Annotated in this window: 19 protein-coding genes; 11 read left to right on the top strand and 8 right to left on the bottom strand. The window is 74.1% G+C overall.

Annotation, left to right across the window (positions count from 1 at the left end; all coding sequences use genetic code 11):
* Positions 1 to 124: 124 nt before the first annotated feature.
* Both alc and allB read right to left on the bottom strand, forming a co-directional pair.
* On the bottom strand, positions 125 to 1237 hold the full coding sequence (gene alc / locus ACQKM2_RS24245) for an allantoicase (RefSeq protein WP_427713090.1): 1113 nt from the start codon (positions 1235 to 1237) through the stop codon (positions 125 to 127).
* Positions 1238 to 1239: 2 nt separating this feature from the next.
* Positions 1240 to 2574, bottom strand: a complete 1335-nt coding sequence (gene allB, locus ACQKM2_RS24240) for an allantoinase AllB (protein ID WP_427713274.1) — start codon at positions 2572 to 2574, stop codon at positions 1240 to 1242.
* A gap of 336 nt (positions 2575 to 2910) precedes the next feature.
* On the opposite strand from allB, the gene ACQKM2_RS24235 reads away from it, so the two are divergent.
* Entirely contained in the window at positions 2911 to 3714 is an 804-nt protein-coding gene (locus ACQKM2_RS24235) for an IclR family transcriptional regulator (RefSeq protein WP_007267406.1), read from the top strand.
* 81 nt (positions 3715 to 3795) lie between these two features.
* On the opposite strand, the gene ACQKM2_RS24230 is transcribed toward ACQKM2_RS24235, so the two are convergent.
* Positions 3796 to 4515 (bottom strand): ABC transporter ATP-binding protein, encoded by a 720-nt coding sequence (locus ACQKM2_RS24230; RefSeq protein ID WP_427713086.1) that lies wholly within the window; start codon positions 4513 to 4515, stop codon positions 3796 to 3798.
* Positions 4512 to 5600, bottom strand: a complete 1089-nt coding sequence (locus ACQKM2_RS24225; RefSeq protein ID WP_427713084.1) for an ABC transporter permease — start codon at positions 5598 to 5600, stop codon at positions 4512 to 4514. The genes ACQKM2_RS24230 and ACQKM2_RS24225 overlap by 4 nt, the downstream gene beginning before the upstream one ends.
* 134 nt (positions 5601 to 5734) lie before the next feature.
* Between ACQKM2_RS24225 and ACQKM2_RS24220 the strand changes: the two genes are divergently transcribed.
* From ACQKM2_RS24220 to ACQKM2_RS24210, 3 genes are all read left to right on the top strand, one after another.
* Positions 5735 to 6922 carry a sensor histidine kinase gene (locus ACQKM2_RS24220; protein ID WP_427713082.1) on the top strand — a complete coding sequence of 396 codons (1188 nt, stop codon included), beginning with the start codon at positions 5735 to 5737 and terminating at the stop codon, positions 6920 to 6922.
* A 2-nt stretch (positions 6923 to 6924) separates the two neighbouring features.
* On the top strand, positions 6925 to 7554 hold the full coding sequence (locus ACQKM2_RS24215) for a response regulator (RefSeq protein WP_045947369.1): 630 nt from the start codon (positions 6925 to 6927) through the stop codon (positions 7552 to 7554).
* A gap of 129 nt (positions 7555 to 7683) precedes the next feature.
* Positions 7684 to 8193 (top strand): hypothetical protein, encoded by a 510-nt coding sequence (locus ACQKM2_RS24210; RefSeq protein ID WP_427713079.1) that lies wholly within the window; start codon positions 7684 to 7686, stop codon positions 8191 to 8193.
* A gap of 30 nt (positions 8194 to 8223) precedes the next feature.
* Here the strand turns inward: ACQKM2_RS24210 and ACQKM2_RS24205 are convergent, their stop codons facing one another.
* Complete coding sequence (locus tag ACQKM2_RS24205) at positions 8224 to 9711, bottom strand: PLP-dependent aminotransferase family protein (RefSeq protein ID WP_427713078.1); 1488 nt, start codon at positions 9709 to 9711, stop codon at positions 8224 to 8226.
* Between the two features lie 89 nt (positions 9712 to 9800).
* Here ACQKM2_RS24205 and ACQKM2_RS24200 point away from each other — a divergent pair, with 89 nt between their 5' ends.
* The 3 genes from ACQKM2_RS24200 to aceB all read left to right on the top strand — a co-directional run bounded on the left by ACQKM2_RS24200 (position 9801) and on the right by aceB (position 12523).
* The gene (locus ACQKM2_RS24200) at positions 9801 to 10031 is read left to right on the top strand and encodes a hypothetical protein (protein WP_427713076.1); all 231 of its coding nucleotides are present in this window, start codon (positions 9801 to 9803) and stop codon (positions 10029 to 10031) included.
* 38 nt (positions 10032 to 10069) lie between these two features.
* On the top strand, positions 10070 to 10651 hold the full coding sequence (locus ACQKM2_RS24195; RefSeq protein WP_427713271.1) for a nucleotidyltransferase family protein: 582 nt from the start codon (positions 10070 to 10072) through the stop codon (positions 10649 to 10651).
* Positions 10652 to 10903: 252 nt separating this feature from the next.
* A complete protein-coding gene (gene aceB, locus ACQKM2_RS24190) occupies positions 10904 to 12523 on the top strand; it encodes a malate synthase A (protein ID WP_427713075.1) in 1620 nt (539 codons plus the stop codon).
* A 142-nt stretch (positions 12524 to 12665) separates the two neighbouring features.
* On the opposite strand, the gene ACQKM2_RS24185 is transcribed toward aceB, so the two are convergent.
* Complete coding sequence (locus ACQKM2_RS24185; protein ID WP_427713073.1) at positions 12666 to 13796, bottom strand: acyltransferase family protein; 1131 nt, start codon at positions 13794 to 13796, stop codon at positions 12666 to 12668.
* Between the two features lie 376 nt (positions 13797 to 14172).
* Here ACQKM2_RS24185 and ACQKM2_RS24180 point away from each other — a divergent pair, with 376 nt between their 5' ends.
* From ACQKM2_RS24180 to ACQKM2_RS24170, 3 genes are all read left to right on the top strand, one after another.
* Positions 14173 to 15411, top strand: coding sequence for a glycosyltransferase family 87 protein (locus ACQKM2_RS24180; protein ID WP_427713071.1), 1239 nt, complete (start codon positions 14173 to 14175; stop codon positions 15409 to 15411).
* Between the two features lie 166 nt (positions 15412 to 15577).
* Entirely contained in the window at positions 15578 to 16858 is a 1281-nt protein-coding gene (locus ACQKM2_RS24175) for a GDSL-type esterase/lipase family protein (RefSeq protein WP_427713070.1), read from the top strand.
* A 40-nt stretch (positions 16859 to 16898) separates the two neighbouring features.
* On the top strand, positions 16899 to 17501 hold the full coding sequence (locus tag ACQKM2_RS24170; RefSeq protein ID WP_427713067.1) for a 3'-5' exoribonuclease domain-containing protein: 603 nt from the start codon (positions 16899 to 16901) through the stop codon (positions 17499 to 17501).
* Here ACQKM2_RS24170 and ACQKM2_RS24165 read toward each other — a convergent pair.
* Complete coding sequence (locus ACQKM2_RS24165; RefSeq protein ID WP_427713064.1) at positions 17498 to 18568, bottom strand: saccharopine dehydrogenase; 1071 nt, start codon at positions 18566 to 18568, stop codon at positions 17498 to 17500. The two genes, ACQKM2_RS24170 and ACQKM2_RS24165, sit on opposite strands and share 4 nt — an antisense overlap.
* Before the next feature lie 132 nt (positions 18569 to 18700).
* Positions 18701 to 20755 carry an ATP-binding protein gene (locus ACQKM2_RS24160; RefSeq protein ID WP_427713061.1) on the bottom strand — a complete coding sequence of 685 codons (2055 nt, stop codon included), beginning with the start codon at positions 20753 to 20755 and terminating at the stop codon, positions 18701 to 18703.
* 128 nt (positions 20756 to 20883) lie between these two features.
* Between ACQKM2_RS24160 and ACQKM2_RS24155 the strand changes: the two genes are divergently transcribed.
* Positions 20884 to 21975: an Lrp/AsnC family transcriptional regulator gene (locus ACQKM2_RS24155; RefSeq protein WP_427713059.1), complete on the top strand. Its 1092-nt coding sequence runs from the start codon at positions 20884 to 20886 to the stop codon at positions 21973 to 21975.
* Positions 21976 to 22072: the final 97 nt, after the last annotated feature.

Raw genomic sequence — 22072 nt, 5'->3', positions numbered from 1 at the left:
CAAGACCGTCTCCGGCAAGATCCGCCGGGTCGAGCTGAGGGAGCTCACCGCGGCCGGCTCGACGCGCGAGTACGACGAGGCCCGGGGGTGTCGGCCCCCGGGGCGGGTCACGAGGCGGGGCGGGTCAGCCGCCCAGCTCCTGGTGGCGGGCGGCGTGCGCGGCGGCGCCGGCCTCCGTCAGCGAGCCGAACAGGCGCAGGCGGGAGAAGCCGCCGTCCGGGAAGATGTCGATCCGCACGTGGGTGCCGACCGCCGGGGCGTCCAGTACGAAGCGGTGGTTGGTGTCGGGCTGCAGGCGGGTGCGCGGCAGGAACTCCGTCCACTCGCCCTCCTCGCCGGTCTTGACGGACAGCGAGGCCCAGCCGGCCGAGTTGCCCTTGAGGTAGGCGGTGTCGATCTCGACGGCGCGGATCTCGGACTCGGCGACGAGCTGGTAGCGGATCCAGTCGTTGCCGTTGTCGCGGCGGCGGGCGGTCTCCCAGCCGTCGTCCATCTTGCGGGAGCGGCCCGGGTTGATGGTGTTGGTCGGCGGGGAGTAGAAGCGGTTGGACGCGTCCTCGACCGAGCCGCCGTTCTCCAGGGCGACGACGTCGAAGGTGCCCAGCACGGCGAGCCACTTCGGGTCGGGGCGCACCTCGCCGTAGACGCGCAGGCGGGCGATGCCGCCGTCCGGGTGCTGGTTCAGGCGCAGGTGCGTGAAGCGCTGCTCGACGTTGACCTCGAAGCCGTTGGCCGCGTGGCCGCCGACCGGGGTGCGCTCGACGAGGGTCGTCCACTTGACGTCGTCGGAGAGCAGCTCCGCCTCGGTCGGGGAGCCCTCGACGGACGCGCCCTGGACGGACACGGCCTGCGGCATGTTGCCGCGGAAGTGGGCGGTGTCGACGACGATGCCGCGGATGACGCCGGGGGCGCCGAGGCGGATCAGGGCGTAGTCGTGGTCCTCGGCGGTCGGCCAGGGCTGCTCGGCGGACACGCCGCGGCGGCGGCGGGTCTCCCAGCCGTCCATGACCTTGCCCTTGTGCCCGAAGTGCTCGGGGTCGAAGTGGCCGGCCTCGGCGATCAGCAGGTTCTCGCGCTCGGCGAAGAACTCGTCGTTGGCGGCGATGACACCGGCGCCCAGCTCTCGGGCGGCGAGGTTCGCGTACTGGGTGAAGGGGAACTCCGCGGTGCGGTAGTCCGCGTACGGGTCGCCGCCCCCGTACGGGTTCGCGTTACCGGTGAAGGAAGGGATCGCCACTGTCAGTTCTGCCTTTCAAGGAGGAGGCCCGTGGGCTCGGTCGGGGTGCCGTGGTCGGCGATCTGCGTGCCGCGCAGCCAGGTGGACTTCACGACGCCGTGCAGGGTCCTGCCCGCGTACGCCGTCACCTGGTTGCGGTGGTGCAGTTCGGCCGGGTCCACGGTGAAGGTCTCTTCGGGGGCCAGGACGGCGAAGTCGGCGTCACGGCCGGCCTCGATGGCCCCCTTCTGCGCCAGGCCCGCGAGCGCGGCCGGGGCGGTGGACATCCAGCGCGCGACCTCTTCGAGGGTGCGGCCGCGCTTGCGCGCCTCGGTCCAGATGGCGGGGAGGCCCAGCTGGAGGGAGGAGATGCCGCCCCACGCGGTGGCGAAGTCGCCGGTCTTCAGGTCCGCGGTGGAGGGCGAGTGGTCGGAGACGATGCAGTCGATGGTGCCGTCGGCGAGCGCGTCCCACAGGACGTCCTGGTTCGCGGCCTCGCGGATGGGCGGGCAGCACTTGAACTCGGTGGCGCCGTCCGGGACTTCCTCGGCGGTGAGGGTGAGGAAGTGCGGGCAGGACTCGACGGTGATCTGCACGCCCTCGGCCTTGGCCGCGGCGATCAGCGGCAGCGCGGAGGCGGAGGACAGGTGCAGCACGTGCACGCGGGCGTTCAGCCGCTTCGCCTGGGCGATCAGGTTCTGGATCGCGGTGTTCTCGGCGTCCTGGGGGCGGGAGGCCAGGAAGTCGGCGTACTTGGGGCCCGGGTTCTGCGGGGCGGACTCAAGGTGGTGCGGGTCCTCGGCGTGCACGATCAGCAGGCCCCCGAAGCCGGTGATCTCGGCGAGCGAGGTGGCCAGCTGCTCCTGGTCCAGCAGCGGGAACTCGTCCACGCCGGAGGGCGACAGGAAGCACTTGAAGCCGTAGACGCCGGCGTCGTGCAGCGGGCGCAGGTCCTTGACGTTGTCCGGCAGGGCGCCGCCCCAGAAGCCGACGTCCACGTGCGCCTTGGTCCGGGCGACCTCCTGCTTGACCCGGAGGTTGCCGACCGTGGTGGTCGGCGGCAGGGAGTTCAGGGGCATGTCGAGGATGGTGGTGATGCCACCGGCCGCGGCGGCGCGGGTGGCCGTCCAGAAGCCCTCCCACTCGGTGCGGCCCGGGTCGTTCACGTGGACGTGGGTGTCCACCAGGCCGGGGAGCAGGACGTCGTCGCCGAAGTCCTCCAGCCGGGCTCCGGCCGGCACCTCCGCGTCGTGCGGCAGTACGGCCGCGATCTTCCCGCCGGCGACGGCCACCGAGGCGGCGCGCGTCCCCTCGGGGGTGATGACGCGCGTCGAGCGCAGTACCAGTTCCACTGCCACGTCGGCCACCGGAACCTCCCCATCTACTTCCACAGAGCGAAATTCAACGTTCTGTTGACGGAGTCTTCACCCCGATCCGGAGCCAGTCAAGAGTGCCCGGAGGGACTGCTGACACGTTCTCACTGCAATTGGATGTTTCCACAGGATGGAATTAAGATTTCGCTATCCAGAATGTAGCTACCACCACCGGGGGGCGGGCGGGTAACTTCCCGAGGACGTCCACCACCAGGACAAACCACCTCTGACCGGCGAGGACGGCGAGGGCCCGGCTCTAGGGCCGACGCCGACCGACCGGTAGGCTGCTTCCTTGCCTGCCAGCACCGAAAGGACCGCGCCGTGCCGACGTCCAGCGCCAGCACCACCGACGCTTCCGCCAAGCCCACCGCCGGCGGCGGTGGCGTCCAGTCCCTCGAGCGCGCCTTCGATCTGCTCGAACGCATGGCCGATGCCGGTGGCGAGGTCGGCCTCAGCGAACTCTCGGCCGCCAGCGGCCTGCCGCTGCCGACCATCCACCGCCTGATGCGCACCCTCGTCGCCTGCGGGTACGTCCGGCAGCAGCCCAACCGACGGTACTCCCTCGGCCCCCGCCTCATCCGCCTCGGCGAGTCCGCGTCGCGGCTGCTGGGCACCTGGGCCCGCCCCTACCTCGCCCGTCTGGTCGAGGAGACCGGGGAGACCGCGAACATGGCCCTGCTCGACGGCGACGAGATCGTCTACGTCGCCCAGGTGCCGTCCAAGCACTCCATGCGCATGTTCACCGAGGTCGGCCGCCGCGTCCTGCCGCACTCCACCGGCGTGGGCAAGGCGCTGCTCGCGCACACCCCGGCCGACGAGGTCCGCGCCCTGCTGGCGCGCACGGGGATGCCCGCCGCGACCGAGAAGACCATCACCACCCCCGAGGGCTTCCTGGAGGCCCTGGAGCAGGTCCGCCGCGTGGGCTACGCCGTCGACGACAACGAGCAGGAAATAGGAGTCCGCTGCCTGGCCGTGTCGGTGCCCGACTCGCCGACCGCCGCCGCGATCTCCATCTCCGGCCCGGCCGGCCGGGTGACGCAGGCGGTGGCCGAGTCCTTCGTGCCGATCCTCCAGGGCGTCGCCGCCGAACTGTCGGTGGCCCTGCAGAGCCAGACCCCCGCGTAGGGACCCGCGTACGACGGGAGCCCCGGCACCCTCCCCCTGCGGGGGTGCCGGGGCTCCCGCGCGTGCGGGCCGCGGGCGCGCTCAGGCCGCCGGGACCGGCGCGGACGGCGGTTCGGCCGCGGCGGCCGGGGCACCGGGGGTGAGCCGGCCGTCGGCCATGGTCGCCGTACGGTCCATCCGGTCCAGGTGGGCGCGGTCGTGGGTGACCAGCACCGTGGCGGTGGCCCGCTCCCGGGTGAGGGCGACCAGCAGGTCCAGGACCGCCGCGCCCCGCTCGTGGTCGAGGGCGCTGGTCGGCTCGTCCACCAGCAGCACGGCCGGCTCGTTCATCAGGGCCCGGGCGATGTTCACGCGCTGGCGCTGGCCGCCGGACAGCTCGTGCGGGCGCTTGCCGGCCTTGTCGGCCAGGCCCACCGCGTCCAGCAGGTCCAGGGCGCGGCGGCGCAGCTGCCGGGAGGGGCGGCCCGACACGTGGGCCATCACCTGGAGCTGCTCGGCGGCGGTCAGCGAGGCCAGCAGGTTCGGCTGCTGGAAGACGATGCCGATCCGCTCCCGGCGCAGCGCCGACTTCTCGGCGGGCCCGAGCCGGCTGGTGTCCCGGCCGGCCACCACGACCCGGCCGGAGTCCGGGGTGACCAGGGTGGCCGCCACGGCCAGCAGGCTGGACTTCCCGGACCCCGAGGGCCCCACGATCGCCGTCAGCGAGCCCGCGGGCACCTCCAGGGACACCGCGTCGAGCGCGGTGAGGCGGCCGTCCCCGTCAGGGTAGGTCAGCGTCACGTCGTCAACGAGCAGGGTCATCGGGCGCTCCCCAGGGCGGTCAGCGGGTCGACGGCGGTGATCCGCCGGATGGACAGGGCCGCGCCCAGCACGCCGAGCACGATCATGATCGCGGCGGGGGCCAGCACGGTGGCGGTGTCCAGGACGAAGGGCACGTCGCCGCCGCTGATCAGGGCGCCGATGCCGGCCGCGAGCGCGGTACCGGCCCCGGTGCCGATCGCCAGCATCACCACGGCCTGGCCGAGGGCGTCCCTGAGCAGGTACGGGGTGGAGGCGCCCAGTGCCTTCAGCACCGCGATGTCGCCGCTGCGCTGGATCGTCCAGACGGTGAAGAAGGCCCCTATGACCAGGGCGGAGATGGCGAACAGGAAGCCGCGCATCAGCTGGAGCGAGCCGTTCTCGGCCTGGTAGGACCCTATGGCGCCGAGGGCTTCCTCGACGGTCAGGGTCTTCGTGCCCGCCGCCGCGTCGCCGGCCGCCCAGTCCGTGCCACCGGAGCCTTCGAGGGCGACGACGGTGGCGACGGTGTCCGGGGAGGCGCCGGGACCGCCGACGCGCTGCCAGTCGGCCAGGTCCGTCCAGACGACCGGGGTGTGGCTGTAGGCGGCCGTGCCCGAGACGGCGGCGACGGTCAGCTCCAGCGTCCCGATCCTGACCCGGGCACCGGCGGTGAGCCCGCCGAGCTCCCTGGCCGCCTTCTCGGTGAGGACCGCGCGGCCCGGGCCGAGCCCCGTACCGGCGGGGGCGAGCCGGCCGGCCGGCTCGACGCCGAAGGCGGAGACGGCGGCGGTGCGGTCGCCCGCGACGGCGTTGGTGGTGCGGATGCCGAGCGGCTGGGCGGCCTCGACCCCCGGCCGCGCCCGCCAGGTCTTCCAGGCGGCCCCGGGCAGCTGGGACTGGGTGAAGGAGACCTTCTGGTCCCCGGCGGGTGCCGCGAAGGCCAGGTGCGAGGCGGGCAGACCGGTGACGGCCGAGATGTTCTCCCGGGCGAGTCCGGAGGTGAGCCCCGACAGCAGGCCGACCAGCAGCGTGATCAGCAGTACGACCGAGCCCATGAGGGCGAAGCGGCCCTTGGCGAACCGTAGATCTCTCCATGCGACGAACATGTCCCCCACCTTGGTGTCGCACGCGGGCCCGGGGCATCGCGCCACGGGAGGCATCCTGGTATCGAAGGTGGCATCCGGACATCAAACTTTCGGTTGACCGGGGCCCCCGACCGCCCGCTTACGCTGGTCGGACGATGTCTGCCGCACCGCCCTCCCGCCCCCTGACCCCCGTCACCCGCGTACTGCGGCTGTGCCTGCACGCGCTGCTCCTCGGGCTGCTCGCGCTGGCCTCCGCGCGCGCCGTCGCCGGCTCCGCGCCGCGCGCCGGGTGGGTGACCGGCCTCTGCGTGCTGCTGGCCGCCGTCTACGCGGCGGGCGTGCTCGCCCCCGCCGTGCACCGCTCGGCGCGGGCCGCCGGGCTGTGGCTGGCCGGGGTGGGGGCCGTGTGGGCGGCGCTGCTGGCCGTCTCCCCGGAGGGCGTGTGGATCGCCTTCCCGCTGTACTTCCTGGAGCTGCACCTGCTGCGGCTGCGCTGGGCGCTGGCCGCCGTCGCCGCCACCGCCAGCGCGGCCGTCGCCGGCTTCGTCGCGCACACCGGCTCCGTCAACCCGGGGGCCTTCCTCGGGCCGCTGCTGGGCGGGGCGGTGGCCGTCGCCACGGTGCTCGGCTACCAGGCGCTGTACCGCGAGAGCGAGCGCCGGCGCGAGCTGATCGAGGAGCTCATCGCCACCCGGGCCGAGCTGGCGGCGGCCGAGCGGGGCGCGGGGATCCTCGCGGAGCGGGAGCGGCTCGCGCGGGAGATCCACGACACCCTGGCCCAGGGCCTGTCCTCCATCCAGCTGCTGCTGCGGGCGGCCGAGCGGACGCTGCCCGAGGACGCGCCGGCCGCCGACCACATCGCCCGGGCCCGGGAGGCCGCGCAGGACAACCTGGCCGAGGCGCGCCGCTTCGTACGGGCCCTGACGCCCCCCGACCTGGAGCACGGCTCGCTGGCGGCGGCGCTGGAGCGGCTGTGCTCGGGGGCCCCGGGCCCGCGCGTGCGCTTCTCCGTCAGCGGCACCCCCCGGGCACTGCCCACCCCGTACGAGGTGGCCCTGCTGCGGATCGCCCAGTCGGCGCTGGGCAACGTGGTGCGGCACGCGGGCGCCGGGCGGGCGGAGATCACCCTGACCTTCATGGACGGCTCGGTCACCCTGGACGTGGTCGACGACGGCCGGGGCTTCGACCCCGCCGGCGTCGCCGCCGCCGGCGGTGACGGCGGCTTCGGCCTGCCGGCGATGCGGGCCCGGGCCGAGTCGCTGGGCGGGCTGTTCACCGTGGAGTCCGACCCGGGCCAGGGCACCGCCGTGGCCGTCACCCTGCCGCTGCCCGTGGAGGCCTGACCATGACCATCCGGCTGCTGCTCGCCGACGACCACCCCGTGGTGCGCGCCGGGCTCCGCGCGGTGCTGGACACCGAGCCGGACTTCGCGGTGGTCGCGGAGGCGGCGACGGCGGAGCGGGCGGTGGAGCTGGCCGCGTCCGAGCCGGTGGACGTCGTCCTGATGGACCTCCAGTTCGGGGCCGGGATGCACGGATCGGCGGCCACGGCGGCGATCACCGCCCGGCCGGGCGCGCCCCGGGTCCTCGTCCTGACCACCTACGACACGGACGCCGACATCCTGGCGGCGGTGGAGGCGGGCGCCTCGGGCTACCTGCTGAAGGACGCCCCGCCGGAGGAGCTGGCGGCGGCGGTCCGCACGGCGGCGGCCGGCCAGTCGGCGCTGGCCCCGGCGGTGGCGCTGCGGCTGATGGACCGGATGCGGACCCCCGCGGAGGCGCTGACGAAGCGCGAGCTGGAGGTGCTGCAGCTGGTCGCGGACGGGCTGTCGAACCAGCAGATCTCGAAGCGGCTCTTCCTCAGCCAGGCCACGGTCAAGTCCCACCTGGTGCACGTCTACGCCAAGCTCGGCGTCGACTCGCGCACCGCGGCGGTCGCCGCGGCGGCCACCCGCCGGCTGATCCGCACGCCGTAGGAGCCGTACGGGGCGCCGGCCGTACGGGGGTTGTCCCCCGGGTGGACAGGCCGGGAGGCAGGCGGGCGGCGGGGGCGCCCGGCCGGAAGCATTCGGGGGGTCGATCCCCGAACGCGAGAGCGAGCCCCGATGTCCGCGATCCCGAGCACGACCGAGCGGCACCGCCGCCCCGCGCCCGCCGCTCCCCCGGCGCCCGTCCGCACCGCCTACGCCCTGTGGCTGACGGCCGTCGCCGCCGGGGCCTTCGAGACCGTGCTCGCGGTCGGCCGGATGGCCGCCGACGGCACCGGCTCCGCCGGGGAGATCGGGACGGGCCTCGCCGTCCGGCTCACGGTCTTCACCCTCGCCGTGCTGTGCGCCCGGCGGATGCGGGGCGGCGCCCGGTGGGCGCGGGTCGCCCTGGCGCTGGGCCTGGGCGTCCTGGGCACCGCCTCGATGGTCGTGCAGCCGCTCGGCTACCTCGCCGACGGCGGTTCGGTCGTGGACGCGCTGTCCCGGGCGGGCGCCCTGGACCTCCTCTTCGGGGCGAGCCGGGCCGTGCACGTGGCGGCCGTGCCAGCGGCGGTGGCCCTGATGTTCCGGCCGGCGGCGAACGCGTACTTCCGGCGGACCGCCCGGTACGCCGCGGGCCCGGCCTGATCCGAAGGACACGGCCTACCGGGCCCCGGCTCACGCCACCCAGTACGGCCGCTCGACCCCCGGGGCCAGCGGGACGCCGTCGTGGAAGGCGGCCGCGAGGCGGCGCACGCCCTCCTCCAGGCGGTCGGCCGGGAGGGTGTACGGGATGCGCAGGCGGTGCTCGAAGGTGCCGGGGTCGACGCCGAAGCGGGCCCCGCGCCCGATGTGCACCCCGGCGGCCGCGGCGCGTTCGGCGAGGGCGGAGCTGACCGGCTCGCCGAGGTCGACCCAGAGGGAGAGGCCGCCCGGCGGCAGCTGCCAGGACCAATCGGGGGTGTGCCGCTGGAGCGCGGACACCAGGGCGGCCCGCTGGGCGCGCAGCTGCGCGAGCCGGTCGGGCAGGTTCCGGTCCAGGTCCTCCAGCAGCGGGAGCGCCACCGCCTGGTCGAGCACGGAGCCGGTCATGTCCGCGGAGACCCGTACGGCGGTCAGCTCGGCGATCAGCTTCGCGGTGGCCCGGACCCAGCCCACCCGCAGGCCGCCCCAGTGGGTCTTGCTCAGCGAGCCGATGGTGATGACGTGGTCGGCGCCCGAGCGGGGGGCGAGCGAGGCCAGCGGTGCGGGGGCGGGCACGTCGAGGGCGATGTCGGCGATGGTCTCGTCGACCACCAGCCAGGTGCCGGTGGCCCGGGTCGCCGCGAGCAGCCGCAGCCGCTGCTCCTGCGGCATCAGGGCGCCCGTCGGATTGTGGAAGTCCGGGACCGCGTACGCCAGGCGGGGCACGGTCTGGCGCAGCGTGGACTCGGCGATCTCCATGTCCCAGCCGGTGTCGGAGACGGCGATGGACCCGGTGCGCAGCCGGGCGTGGCGCAGTGCGTCGAGGGCGTTGGCGTAGGTGGGGCTCTCGGTGACGACCCGGTCCCCGGGCCGGCACAGCAGGCTGACCACGAGGGCGAAGGCCTGCTGGGCCCCGGCGGTGACGAGGATCTGCTCGGGGCGGGTGGGCAGTCCGCGCCGGGTGAAGCGGTCCGCGACGGCCGCGCGCAGGTCGGGCAGTCCGAAGGGGTGGTAGCCGGGGGTGCGGGTGAGGGCGGGCAGCCTCGGGGCGGCCCGGGCGAGGGCTTCGGCGAGGCTGCCCTCGGGGGCGCCCATCGCGGCGATGGCCAGGTCGATGCCGGGGTCGCCGTCGGCGCTGTAGCCGCCGGCCCCGACGAGGGCGTGGGCGCCGACGGGTCCGTGCCCGTCGGGCAGCTCGGTCCAGGTGCCGGAGCCGCGCCGGCTGCGTACGTAGCCGCTCTCGCGGAGGAGGTCGTAGGCGCCGGTGACGGTGGCGCGGCTGGCGCCGACCGCCTCGGCGAGTTCGCGTTCGGCGGGCAGCCGGACGTGCAGGGCGATCCTGCCGTCGAGGATCAGGGTGCGGACGGAGTCGGCGAGGGCCCGGTAGCCGGGGCGGGCCAGTACCTCGGGCGGGAGCAGCGCCGCGAGCTGGCGGCTCCCGATCGTCCTGTCCGCCGTATGGACCACTCGCCCGTTCGCCATGCCAACCTCCCCTGATTGGCTCTGCCGGCCAGGCCAATCCGGGTCCAGACTCGCGGTATTGGCCCCCGATTGGCAAGGAGTGCTCCGCGATGCCGTACCAGTCTCACGATGTGTTCACCGATCGTGGCGAACGGGCCCTGGTGGCCGCCGCCGAGAACCGGATCTCCGAGCCGCTGCGGATCGGGGTCGCGCTGGCCTCCGTACGGCGGCTGCTGGCGGGGCTGCCACCCGTTCGGGGGAAGGGGCGGCGAGAATCGCTGACATGTCAGCAGTCGAACACTTCCGCGAAGCCCTCCCCCGCCACTCCGCTGCCCCTGTGACCTCCGCGTCCGGGGAGGCCGCCACCCCGCCCCCGCCCCTGATCGCCGGCCTGCTCCTGGCCGCCGGCGGCGGGCGCCGGCTGGGCGGGCGCCCCAAGGCCCTGCTCCCGTACCGCGGGCGCCCGCTCGTCGAGAACGCCGTCCGGGTGCTGCGCGAGGCCGGCTGCGGCCCGGTGCACGTGGTGCTCGGGGCCTCGGCCGCGGAGGTGCGCGAGCGCGCCGACCTGGCGGGCTGCGTGGTCGTGGACAACCCGGACTGGGCCGAGGGGATGGGCTCCTCGCTGCGGGTCGGCCTCACCTCCCTGGCCGGCACGGGGGCGAGCGCGGCCCTGGTGTCGCTGGTGGACCAGCCGGGCATCGGGCCGGCGGCGGTGACCCGGGTGCGGGAGGCGTACCGGTCGCCGTCGAGCCTGGTGGCGGCGGCGTACGACGGGGAGCGCGGGCATCCCGTGCTGTTCGGGGCGGACCGCTGGGCGGACATCGCGGCGACCGCGACCGGGGACCAGGGTGCGCGCGTCCACCTGAAGAACCACGCCGCCGAGGTCATGCTGGTGGAGTGCGGGGACGTCGCGGCCGCCTTCGACATCGACACCCCGCCCGACCTGGCACGTCTGGACTGAGCGGGGCGTGACCGCGATGGCACTGAGGGCCACCGGCAAGTGGAATCTGTCGACTCAGAGAATCTCGACATCAACAAACCATTGAACTTCCACCATGAGGAAATTACTATCCACTGGTCAGAAGCGCCCTGAACCCCCAGACGGCGCCCGCGACCGTTACCCGGAACTCTCCACACCCGACGGCACTGCGTGCCGTCTCGCGCGAGCATTCCCCCGCGGCCGCCAGGCACCGCCGCTGAAGGAGTGACAGATATGTCCGCACCAGCGCCGTCCCCGCTGGCCATCGTCGACGCCGAGCCCCTGCCCCGGCAGGACGAAGTCCTCACCGAAGCGGCTCTCGCCTTCGTGGCCGAGCTCCACCGGCGGTTCGCCCCCCGCCGCGCCGAGCTCCTCGCCCGACGCGGCGAGCGACGCGCCGAGATCGCCCGCACCTCCACGCTCGACTTCCTCCCGGACACCGCACAGGTCCGCGAGGGCGACTGGAAGGTCGCGCCGGCCCCGGCCGCACTGAACGACCGCCGCGTGGAGATCACCGGTCCGACCGACCGCAAGATGACCATCAACGCCCTGAACTCGGGCGCCAAGGTCTGGCTCGCCGACTTCGAGGACGCCTCCGCTCCCACCTGGGAGAACGTCGTCCTCGGCCAGCTCAACCTCATCGACGCCTACGAGCGCCGCATCGACTTCACCGACGCGCGCACCGGCAAGGCCTACGCCCTCAAGTCCGCCGACCAGCTCGCGACCGTGGTCATGCGCCCGCGCGGCTGGCACCTGGAGGAGCGCCACCTCCGCTTCGAGGGCGGCCCGGCCTCCGGCTCCCTCGTGGACTTCGGCCTCTACTTCTTCCACAACGCCCAGCGCCTGATCGACCTCGGCAAGGGCCCCTACTTCTACCTCCCGAAGACGGAGTCGCACCTGGAGGCCCGCCTCTGGAACGACATCTTCGTCTTCGCGCAGGACTACGTGGGCATCCCGCAGGGCACCGTCCGCGCGACCGTCCTCATCGAGACCATCACCGCGGCCTACGAGATGGAAGAGATCCTCTTCGAGCTCAAGGACCACGCGGCGGGCCTGAACGCGGGCCGCTGGGACTACCTGTTCTCCATCGTCAAGAACTTCCGGGACGGCGGCGCGAAGTTCGTCCTGCCGGACCGCAACGCGGTGACGATGACCGCCCCCTTCATGCGCGCCTACACCGAGCTGCTCGTCCGCACCTGCCACAAGCGCGGCGCGCACGCGATCGGCGGCATGGCGGCCTTCATCCCGTCCCGCAAGGACGCCGAGGCCAACGCGGTCGCCTTCGCGAAGGTCAAGGCCGACAAGGACCGCGAGGCCGGCGACGGCTTCGACGGCTCCTGGGTCGCCCACCCCGACCTGGTCCCGATCGCCATGGCCTCCTTCGACGCCGTCCTGGGCGACAAGCCCAACCAGAAGGACCGCCTCCGCGAGGACGTCTCGGTGGCCCCCGGCGACCTGATCGCGATCGACTCGCTGGACGCCAAGCCCACCTACGAGGGCCTGCGCAACGCGGTCCAGGTCGGCACCCGCTACATCGAGGCCTGGCTGCGCGGCCTCGGCGCCGTCGGCATCTTCGGCCTCATGGAGGACGCGGCCACCGCCGAGATCTCGCGCTCCCAGATCTGGCAGTGGATCAACGCAGGCGTCGTCTTCGAGAACGGCGAGCGCGCCACCGCCGAGCTGACCCGCAAGATCGCCGCCGAGGAGCTCGACGCGATCCGCGCCGAGGTCGGCGAGGAGGCCTTCGCGGCCGGCAAGTGGCAGCAGGCCCACGACCTCCTGCTCCAGGTCTCCCTGGACGCCGACTACGCGGACTTCCTGACCCTCCCCGCGTACGACCAGCTGGTCGGCTGACCCTCCGGGACGGCCCGCACCACCCTCTTCGGCTGAATCGCACAGCAGTCGAGTACGACTCCGCCCCCGGCACCGAGAAGGTGCCGGGGGCGGAGTCGTGTTCGGGGCGGGGTGTTCCCGGGGGGACGGGAAGGCCGGGCGGTCAGCCCTTGGCGGCCTTGCCGCCGCCGGTCAGCACGTCCTTGCGGACCTGGGCGAAGGAGGCGTCCAGCTTCCGCTTCATCCAGGGGGCGAGCGGGCGCTCCACCAGCCGGTGCACCAGGTAGGCCGCGACCATCATGATCGCGGTCACCGCGATCAGCGTCGGGTACGGATCCAGGTAGCGGCGCAGGCGGGTGATCAGCTGCCAGCCGATCATCTGGTGCAGCAGGTACAGCGGGTAGGTGAGCGCCCCCGCGACCGTCAGCCACTTCCACCGGATCCAGTTGAACGCACCCAGCGCGGCGGCGATCACGACGCCGAAGGCGACCGTGGTGCAGAACAGCGTGAGGGTCCAGGAGAGCCGGTGCTGGGTGCCGTACTCGTATCCGCCGGCCACGCCGCGCAGGGTGTCCTGGGACATCAGCCAGCAGAACCCGACGATGCCCCAGAGCAGCAGGTTGGGGCCGAAGCGGTACATCAGGAAGATTGCGATGCCCGCGATGAAGTACCAGGCGTAGGTGGGCTGGACGATCACGGTGAGCAGCGGGAAGTTCGACGCGCTCGCCATCAGCGCCGCGACGCCCCAGATCCCGCAGAACGCCAGCACCCGGCGGTAGGTCAGGCCGATCGCGACCAGTACGCCGAAGAGCAGGTAGAAGCGGAGCTCGGCCCAGAGGGTCCAGTAGACCGGGTCCAGGTTGTCGACCCCGACCGGCATGTTGGCCATGCTCAGGTTGGTGAGGATGCGCGAGAGGGTCGGCCGCTTGGTGTTGTCGCCCCAGATGGTCGGCACGATCAGCAGGCAGACGGAGGTGAGCAGTACCGCCACCCAGTAGGCGGGGAAGAGCCGGACCACGCGCGAGGTGACGAAGTCGCCGACCGAACGGCCCCAGCAGGACATGCAGATGACGAAGCCGCTGATCAGGAAGAACAGCTCGACGCCGGTCCAGCTGTACGCGCCGACCAGGTGGCCGGCGGGCATCAGCTCGCTGGGCTTGCCGTGCCAGATCTGCGGGAAGCGCTCGACTCCGAGCCAGTGCCACAGGACGACGCCCATCGCGGCGATCAGGCGGAGGCCGTCCAGGACGTAGAGCCGGGGCCGTTTGCCGGCGACCGCTCCGCCGCCTCGCACCTCCCCCGGCTGGACCGCCTGAGGCGGTGAGGTGGATACCGGCGGGGAACTGACGTCGGAGACCATCGACAACGCTTTCGGGGCCGGTGTGGAGGTACTTATCAGTACAATTTCAGATGCAAACCCGGTCACCATATCATGGGCTGATCCCGGCCCGGCCACCCGCGCCCCCGCCCGGGAGCGGGCCCGCAGCCGGGCCCGCGACCAGGGCCGCGACCAGGGCCGTTGACGTCACCTCAGTTCACGGGGGCACCGGGGGCAGAGGGTAAGGTTGCCCGCCGCGGGCCTTGCGGCCTGGCCCCGACCGACCGGTCACGGCGCCAGTGGCAGCCGAGTGGCAGCACCCGCCGACATCGACACCGAATGGACTCGTCCCATGCGTACCGCGCCCGGAACACGGCGTTCGGCGGGAGCCGCCGACAGCGACCCCCGGCTCTTCGACTGGCTCCGGGGGCGGGCACCGCTGGCCCTGGTGGCGGCGGCGGTCGCGCTGCTCGCCAACGTCTATTACCAGGCCCGGCACTCGGGGAACGTCGGCCTCGACAACGAGTGGGTCATCAAGGCCGCGGACGTCTTCAACCACGGCAGGCCCCCGTACGAGGAGGAACGTTTCCTCTACCTGCCGCCGGGCGTCCTCGCCGGCGTGCCCTGGCTCTGGTTCTCCCTGAAGACCCGGCTGGACCTGCTGCCCTTCGTCGGCATCGCCTTCGTCCTCACCGGCTGGCTCCTCTCGCTGCGCATCTTCGGGGTCTCGGCGCGGAGCCGCCTGGCCGTGCTCGGTGCGATCGCGCTCTGCTTCCTGGAGCCGTTCACCAACGTCGTGCAGATCGGCAACTGGACCTCCGGTTACGTGATGGCCCTCCCGGCGGTGCTGCTGCTGGCCGCCAACCGCCGCTGGACGGCGGCCGCGGTGGTGTTCGGCGTGGCCATCAGCATCAAGCCGATCCTCGCCCCCGTGGTGCTGGTCTTCCTGATGGCCCGCCAGTTCAAGGCCCTCGCCGTCGCGGTCGTGGTGCCGGCGGTGATAGCGGTGGCGGCCGGCGCGATGATGCCCCAGCCCACCCTGTTCCTCACCAAGACGCTGCCCTACCTGCTCGGCGGCCAGGGCGGCTTCGCCGCGCCGTTCGACGCCTCGGTCTCCAACGTCCTGACCCGGCTGGGCCTGCCCGAGGGCGTGGCCGGGGCGGCCGGCCTGGCCGCGGCGGCCGCCATGATCGTGCTGGCCTGGCTCCGGTGGCGCCGGGGCGGCCACGAGGGCCTGCGCCTGGTGGAGACCAGCGCCATGCTGATGCTGGCCGCCTTCCTCGGCACCAAGCCGTCCTTCGACCACTACACCCTGATCGTCCTGGTTCCCATGGCCGCGGCCGTGGTGGCCCCCGGCGCGGCCTCGCGCTCCCCGTGGTTCTGGATCGGATACGTTCCGATGGTGAACGGGCTGACGCTGCCGTTCGTCTCCGCCTGGAACACGTACAACTACCGCGTCCTGGGCACCAACCTGGTCTCGGCCGCCACGCTCGCCTCCCGGGCCCTCGGCCGCCGGCCCGCCGGACCCGCTCCGGCCGGCGCCGCCCCCGGCCGCCGGCCGGAGCGGCAGCAGACACCCTCTGCCGTCTGACTCGAAGCACACCGGAGCCGGGCCCGTGCCAACGGGCCCGGCTCCGGCGCGTTCACGCACGGCCGCGCCCTGACGCGGCCCCGGCGCCCGACCGACCGGTCGGACGTTACTGCATCGTAACCTGACTGTACCTAGCGGTAACAAGCGGGCGCGTGCCACCTTTCCGATGCCACCGGCGCCGGAGGTACCCCCACTTTCCAAGCCACGCACCGAAGTTGTTGGCGACTTCGGCGTGGCCGACCGCAGGAGTTCCGCAGTGATCGGATTCCGAAAGGCCGGCGAAGGCCGTGCGGCCCCTCGTCGTGTGCGACGACTGGCCGGCGCCGGGATGGTACTGCCGCTCGCGGCCGCGCTGCTCGCCGGCGGAGCCGGGACGGCCGTGGCCGGGCCCGGGACCGGACCCACCGCCGTGGTGTCCATGGGCGACAGCTACATCTCCGGCGAGGCCGGACGCTGGAAGGGCAACAGCCTGACCAACAGCGGGAGCAGGAACGGCACCGACCGGGCGTGGGTCAGCGGCAGTTCCTACGATCCCGCCAAGGTGTACGGCACCACCGCGGGCGGGTGCCACCGCTCCGACTCGGCCGAGGTGCTGAGCGCCGGAGCCGTCGCGGAGACGGCGGTGAACCTGGCCTGCTCCGGAGCGGTCTCGCAGAACGTCTTCCGCGCCTCCAACGGGGGCGTGGCCTACAAGGGCGAGGCTCCGCAGGCCGACCAGCTCGCGGCGGTGGCCGCGAGCCGCAACGTGAAGGTCATCGCGCTGTCCGTCGGCGGCAACGACCTCGGCTTCGCCGACATCATCAAGGACTGCGCGTACGACTTCGTCCTGTGGGGCTCGTACTGCTACGACGACCAGCAGGCCGGGGTCGACCAGAAGATCGACGGCGTCATGGCGAACGTCGGCAAGTCCGTCGACGAGATCCGCGCCGTGATGCGCCAGGCCGGGTACGCGGACTCCTCGTACCGGATCGTGCTCCAGTCCTACCCGTCCCCCATCCCGCGGGGCGCGGAGAACCGGTACACCCAGAGCGACTGGAGCCGGCTCAACACGGGCGGCTGCCCGTTCTGGAACCGCGACTCCGACTGGGCCCGCGACTCCCTCGTGCCGCAGATCGCGAACCGCCTCAAGGGCGTCGCGGCGGCCAAGGGCGTGCAGTTCCTGGACCTGCGGGACATGCTCCAGGGCCGTGAGGTCTGCGCGAAGGCCAGCAAGCAGGTCAGCTCCACCGTCCCCGCCTCGGCGAAGACGAGCGAATGGGCGCGCTGGATCGACAACAACGAGACGCAGGGCCTGGTCCAGGAGTCCATGCACCCGAACTACTACGGACAGCTGGCCGTCGGCCGCTGCCTGGCCCTGGCCGTGGCCCAGCCCGCGGACTCGGCCTCCAGCTGCAAGAACACCGCCGGCGGCGACCACACCGGCATGTTCCTGACGGCCGCTCCGTAATTCGCAGGAGGACCGCGGGGCGGGCTGTCATGATCAGGCCATGGCAGTCCGTCCCGCACGTCCCAGTCTCTACATCTCCGTCGACATCGAAGCCGACGGACCGATCCCCGGCCCCTACTCGATGATCAGCTTCGGCGCGGCCGTCGCAGGCCGCCAGGACGGGGCCGTGTACACGGCCGCCGACCCGGAGCGGCAGACCTTCTACCGGGAGCTGCGCCCCATCGGCGACCGCTACGTGGACGCCGCCCTCGCCGTCAGCGGCCTGGACCGCGAACGCCTGCTCCGCGAGGGCGCCGACCCGGCCGCGGCGATGGCGGAGTTCCGGGCGTGGGTGCGCGAGGTCTCGGCCGGGGCGCAGCCCGTGATGTGCGGCTACCCGGCCTCCTTCGACTGGACCTTCCTGTACTGGTACCTGATCGAGTTCGGTGACGACAGCCCCTTCGGCCACTCCGGCTGCCTGGACATGAAGACCCTGTACGCGGCCAAGGCCCGGGTCCCCCTGCGGGCGGCCGTGAAGGGCCGGATGCCCCGCGAACTGCGCTCGCAGCGCCGCCACACCCACCACGCGCTGGACGACGCGGTCGAGCAGGCGGAGCTGATGAGCAACCTGATGCTCTGGCAGCCGGACGCGGAACTCCCCTAGGCCGCGCGGTCCGGACCCGTCAGGGCCGCCAGGGCCGTGGTGAAGGCCGCGCGGCAGCGGACCCAGTCCGGGTCCGGGGACGGCGCGTGCAGGGCGGCGAGCTTGGGGAGGAGGTCCGCCGAGAAGGCCCGGGCCGCCTCCGCCGGAAGCAGCGACGGGAGGTTGTCGATGGCGATCACGTCCACCGGCGGCCCGCCGCCCGGCAGCCGCCGCGCCGGGGCCGTCCAGTCGGTGAGGCGGTCGTACACGGGGAGCAGGTGCAGATCCGAGCCGGTGTCACAGGTGATGTCGGCGATCACCGAGAGCCGCCGGGGGCCCGCGGCCTCCAGGTCCGCCGGGGTGAGGAAGGGCGGCACCGGCCGGGTGGTGAGCACCGCGTTGACCAGGATGTCGTGGCCGAGCAGTGCGGCCCGGTCCAGGCTGCGGGTCGCGGTGCGGTCCCAGCGGGTGACCGCTATCCCGGCGGTGGCGAGGGCGTCGCAGGCGCCGCGCCCGCTGCGGCCGCCCGCACCGATGACCAGCGCCCGCAGCCCGTCGGGGGCCGCCGCGCGCAGCCGGGCGTCGAGCTCGGGCCGGGGCAGCGGGACCAGCGGGGGCCTGAGGGCGCCGCGGGCGTGCAGCGCGGCCAGCGCGGCTCCCGCGTACCCGGCCCAGTAGCCGAAGGCGGCCAGCCTGCGGCCCTCCGCGTCGGCGAGGTACTCCAGGTCGAGCAGGGTCCCGCCGCCCGCCGCGAACCGGCGCAGCAGCACGGGGGCCTGTGCCTGGCCCTTGTAGGCGTGCCCGAAGTAGACGTGCCGGTGGTGCAGGAGCTCGGGCGCCGGCGGGAGTTCCTTCAGGCCGAGGACGTACGCGGACCCGGGCGCGGCCCGCGACCAGGAGCCGGCCGGCGCGGTGCGGCAGCCCGCGGCCTCGTAGTCGTCGAGCGGGAAGACCCGGTGGCCGGACTCCTCCACGGTGATCCGTACCCCCTGGCGGACGAGCCGTAAGGCGTCCTCGGGGGTGAGGGGGGCGCGGCGTTCGGTGGGCCGGGTCTCGCTGCGCATCCAGAGCTGCGGTGTTTCGGGCATCGCTTTACCACCTGTCCGGTCGGAAGGGGTGGGCTCATGCGATGTCTTTCCGCGTCCTTGACGCCGTACGCCGGGCGGGCGCCGGAACTCCGGGCCCGCGGGCACCTCGCGCCCCAGCCGGTGACCTGCGGCTCAGAGTTCCGGCAGCAGGTCCCTCAGGGTGCTCCGCGAGCCCTCCGCGTGCGCCGCCCGGAAGGCCTCCGGGGTCATGCGGGCCCGCAGCGTCCGCTCGGCGCGCGGGACGCAGGCCGCGGCCGGGCGGTTGCCGGAGACCGCGCCGAGCAGCTTCGCGGACTGCTCGTAGTGGCCCAGGCCGGCCTCCAGTTCGGCCAGCAGCTCGGCCGAGAGGGCCTGACCGAGCCGGTCCCCGAGGGCCAGCTGGATCTCCAGGGCGGCCACCAGCCGGGTCCGGGCCAGGGCGGGGCGGTCCTCGCGCCGCTGCACGAGCGCGTGGGCGTAGTCCGACCAGGACCGGGCCCACAGGTCGGCGGGGGCGCCCGGTTCGCCGTCCCCCACTGCCACGAACGCGGGGTCGGTGTACGCGAGCGCCATCGCGAGGGCGGCCCGCAGCGCCTCCCGGCCCGGCCCGAACTCAGGCTCCGGCGGCAGCTGCCCGAGGGCGTCCCGGAACTCGTCGGCGGCCTCGCCTGGCCGGTCCTGCCACAGGGCCGCGGTGCCCCGGGCGTGCGCGAGGTAGGCCAGCGCGGCGTCCTCCCCCTCCAGCACGGCCGCGGTCCAGGCCTCCACCAGCAGCGGATCGGCCGCCCCCGCCCGGCCGAAGGCGGCGGCCAGCCACGCCGCCAGGCACAGCGCGCGGGCCGGCCGGGGCTCCGGGTGCAGGGCCAGGGCCCGCTCCAGGTGCCGGCGCCCCTCCGCCTCCAGCCCGCAGGCCGACCAGAGGAACCAGAGGGACACGGCGACCTCCAGCGCCCCCGCCGGTCCGGCCTCGGACAGCGGGTCCATCGCGCGCCGCAGCTCGGGCAGCTCCCGCAGGGCCAGGGCGCGCGCCTGCGGCTGCGCCCCCGACCGCCACAGCCAGGCGGCCCGTTCGGCGATGACGCGGCACCGCTCGTGGTGGCGCCGCTCGGCCAGCGCCGCCTCGGTGCCGGGGGCGTGCGCGAGCCGCCGGGCCTCGTAGGCCCGCACGGACAGGGGCAGCCGGTAGCGGCCCGGCTCCCCCGGCTCCGCGAGCAGGGCGGGGGCGAGCCGCCGCAGGGTCTCGGCGGCGTCCTCGGGGCCGAGTTCGCCGAAGCCGCAGACCTGCGCGACGGCGGCCTCGTCGAAGGAGCCCGCGAAGACGGACAGCCGGGTCCACAGCAGCTGTTCCCCGGGCGAGGGCAGCCGGTGCGCGCGCAGGGCGTCGGCCCCGCCGGACCGGCCCGCTCCCCCGGCGAGGAAGCCGAGCGGGTCCGCGGTCAGCCGGTGCAGCGCCTCGGCCGGGCTGTAGCGGCCGGCGCGTCCGGCGGCCAGCTCCAGCGCGGCGGGGATCCCGTCGAGGGCGCGGCACAGGGCCGCGACGGCGGCGGCGTTGTGGTCGGTCAGCTCGAAGGAGGGGTCGGCGGCGCGCGCCCGCTGCGCGTAGAGGCGTACGGAGGCGTAGCCGCAGACCTCGGCGGCGCCTGCGCTCCCGTCGGCCCCGGCCGGACCGGATGGACCGGCCGGGCCGGATTCATCGCCTCCGGGGCCGTCGGCGAGCTCGCGGGCGAGGTGCCGACTGGCCGGATCATGTGGTTCCGGCGGCAGGGGAAGCGGGCCCACAAAGACCTCCGCCCCCTCATGGAACCCGAGAGTCCGCTGCGAGGTGGCCAGAATTCGCACCTGTGGCAATCGAGCCAGCAGCCGGCCCGCCAGCCTCCCGGCCCGCTCCCCGAGCCGCTCGCAGCCGTCGAGCACGAGCAGCGCCCGGCGCCCTTCGAGCCGCCGCTCCAACTCCCGCGCCAGAGCGCCCCGCGGCGCGGGCAGGGTCGCGAGATCGGCCCACACCACGTCCGCGCCCTCGGCGCGGCCGAGGTCCCGGGCGGTCCGCGCGGCCAGCCGGGTCTTGCCTATTCCCGCTGGTCCGACCAGGCTGACCAGGCGTTCCGCAGAGAGCAGGGCAGCGGTGCGAGCGAGCTCGCGCTCCCGCCCCACGAAGCTCGACGGTTCGGCCGGCACCGCGTGGCGCAGGTTCGAGCCGGGGTCCCCCACACGTCCTCCTCCCGATCTCCTCAAGGCCCACTCAACCGCCTGGTGGCACGGACGGGCCCACGAGGAGAGATGATCAGCCGAAAGCAGGGTTGACCGGCCGATGGCCGGGAGAACCACCAGGGGAAGGTATGAACTCGGCCATTTCCGCCATCGACGACACCGACCGGGCGCTCGTCCACGCACTTCAGCTCGCCCCGCGCGCGAGCTGGGAGCGCCTGGCACAGGTCCTCGGCGTGCGTCCCGAGACCCTCGCCCGCCGCTGGGAGCGGCTGACCGCCGCCGGCGACGCCTGGGTCAGCGGCCTCGGGCTGCGCACGGGCACCCAGGCGCCCTGCATGGCGTGGGTCGAGGTCACGTGCGCGGCGGGCGCCGCACCGGCGGTGGGCGCTGCCCTGACCGGCGACGCCCACACCATGGGCGTGGAACACACCACGGGCGACCGCGACCTGCTGGCCTTCGTCGCCGTGCCGAACCTGCACATGCTGTACCAGTACCTCTCCTTCCGGGTGCAGCGGATACCCGGCGTGGTCGGCACCAGCTCCTCGATGGTCACGGCCGTGCACGCCTCCCCCGACCGCTGGCGCCTGGACCAGCTGACGCCCGCCCAGGCCGACCTGCTGACCGGTCGCGGCCGCCGCAAGGGGGCCGCCCCGTCGCCCGTCGCCCCGATGCCGCAGGAGGACCGGCCGCTGGTGCTGGCCCTGGCCGCGGACGCACGGCGCAGCGTGGCCTCGCTGGCCCGGGAGTCGGGGATGAGCGAGTCGACCGTACGGCGCCGCCTGGGCCGCCTGGAGGCGGGGCAGAGCCTGCGCTACAGCTGTGCGATGGCCGCGGGGCTGACGGGCTGGCCGGTGTCCGCGACGATCTGGGCGGAGGTGCCCGAGCACGAGGTGGCCGACTGCGCGGCGGTGGCCTCGGGGCTGCGCGAGACCCGGACCTGCATGTCCGTCAGCGGCCGCTGGAACTTCATGATCGGCGCCCGGCTGCGCACGGTGGAGGAACTGTCCCGGTACACCGCCGAACTGACGCGGAGGATGCCGGCCCTGCGCGTGACCGACACGGTGGTGGCCCTGCACGTACGCAAGTCGGAGGCGCAGGAGCTGGACCGGACGGGTCGGCGGGTGCGGACGGTCCGGCCGGACATCTGGACGGACACGACGCCGGTGGCCTGGGACGAGGCCCTGCCGTACGGGGCGGGCCGCCCGCACGGGACGGCGTAGGAGCCGCCCCACCGGGGCGGCGCGGCGGCGGTGCCGGGCCCGCGCGGCGGCGGGCGCGGGGACACGCCGGCGGGGGGGGGGGGGCCGGGGGCCGGGC

The organism is Streptomyces sp. NPDC004126 (assembly GCF_050275515.1).
Lineage (GTDB): Bacteria > Actinomycetota > Actinomycetes > Streptomycetales > Streptomycetaceae > Streptomyces.
Note: the sequence above shows the minus strand (reverse complement) of the source record. Positions and strands in the feature narration are given on the sequence as shown.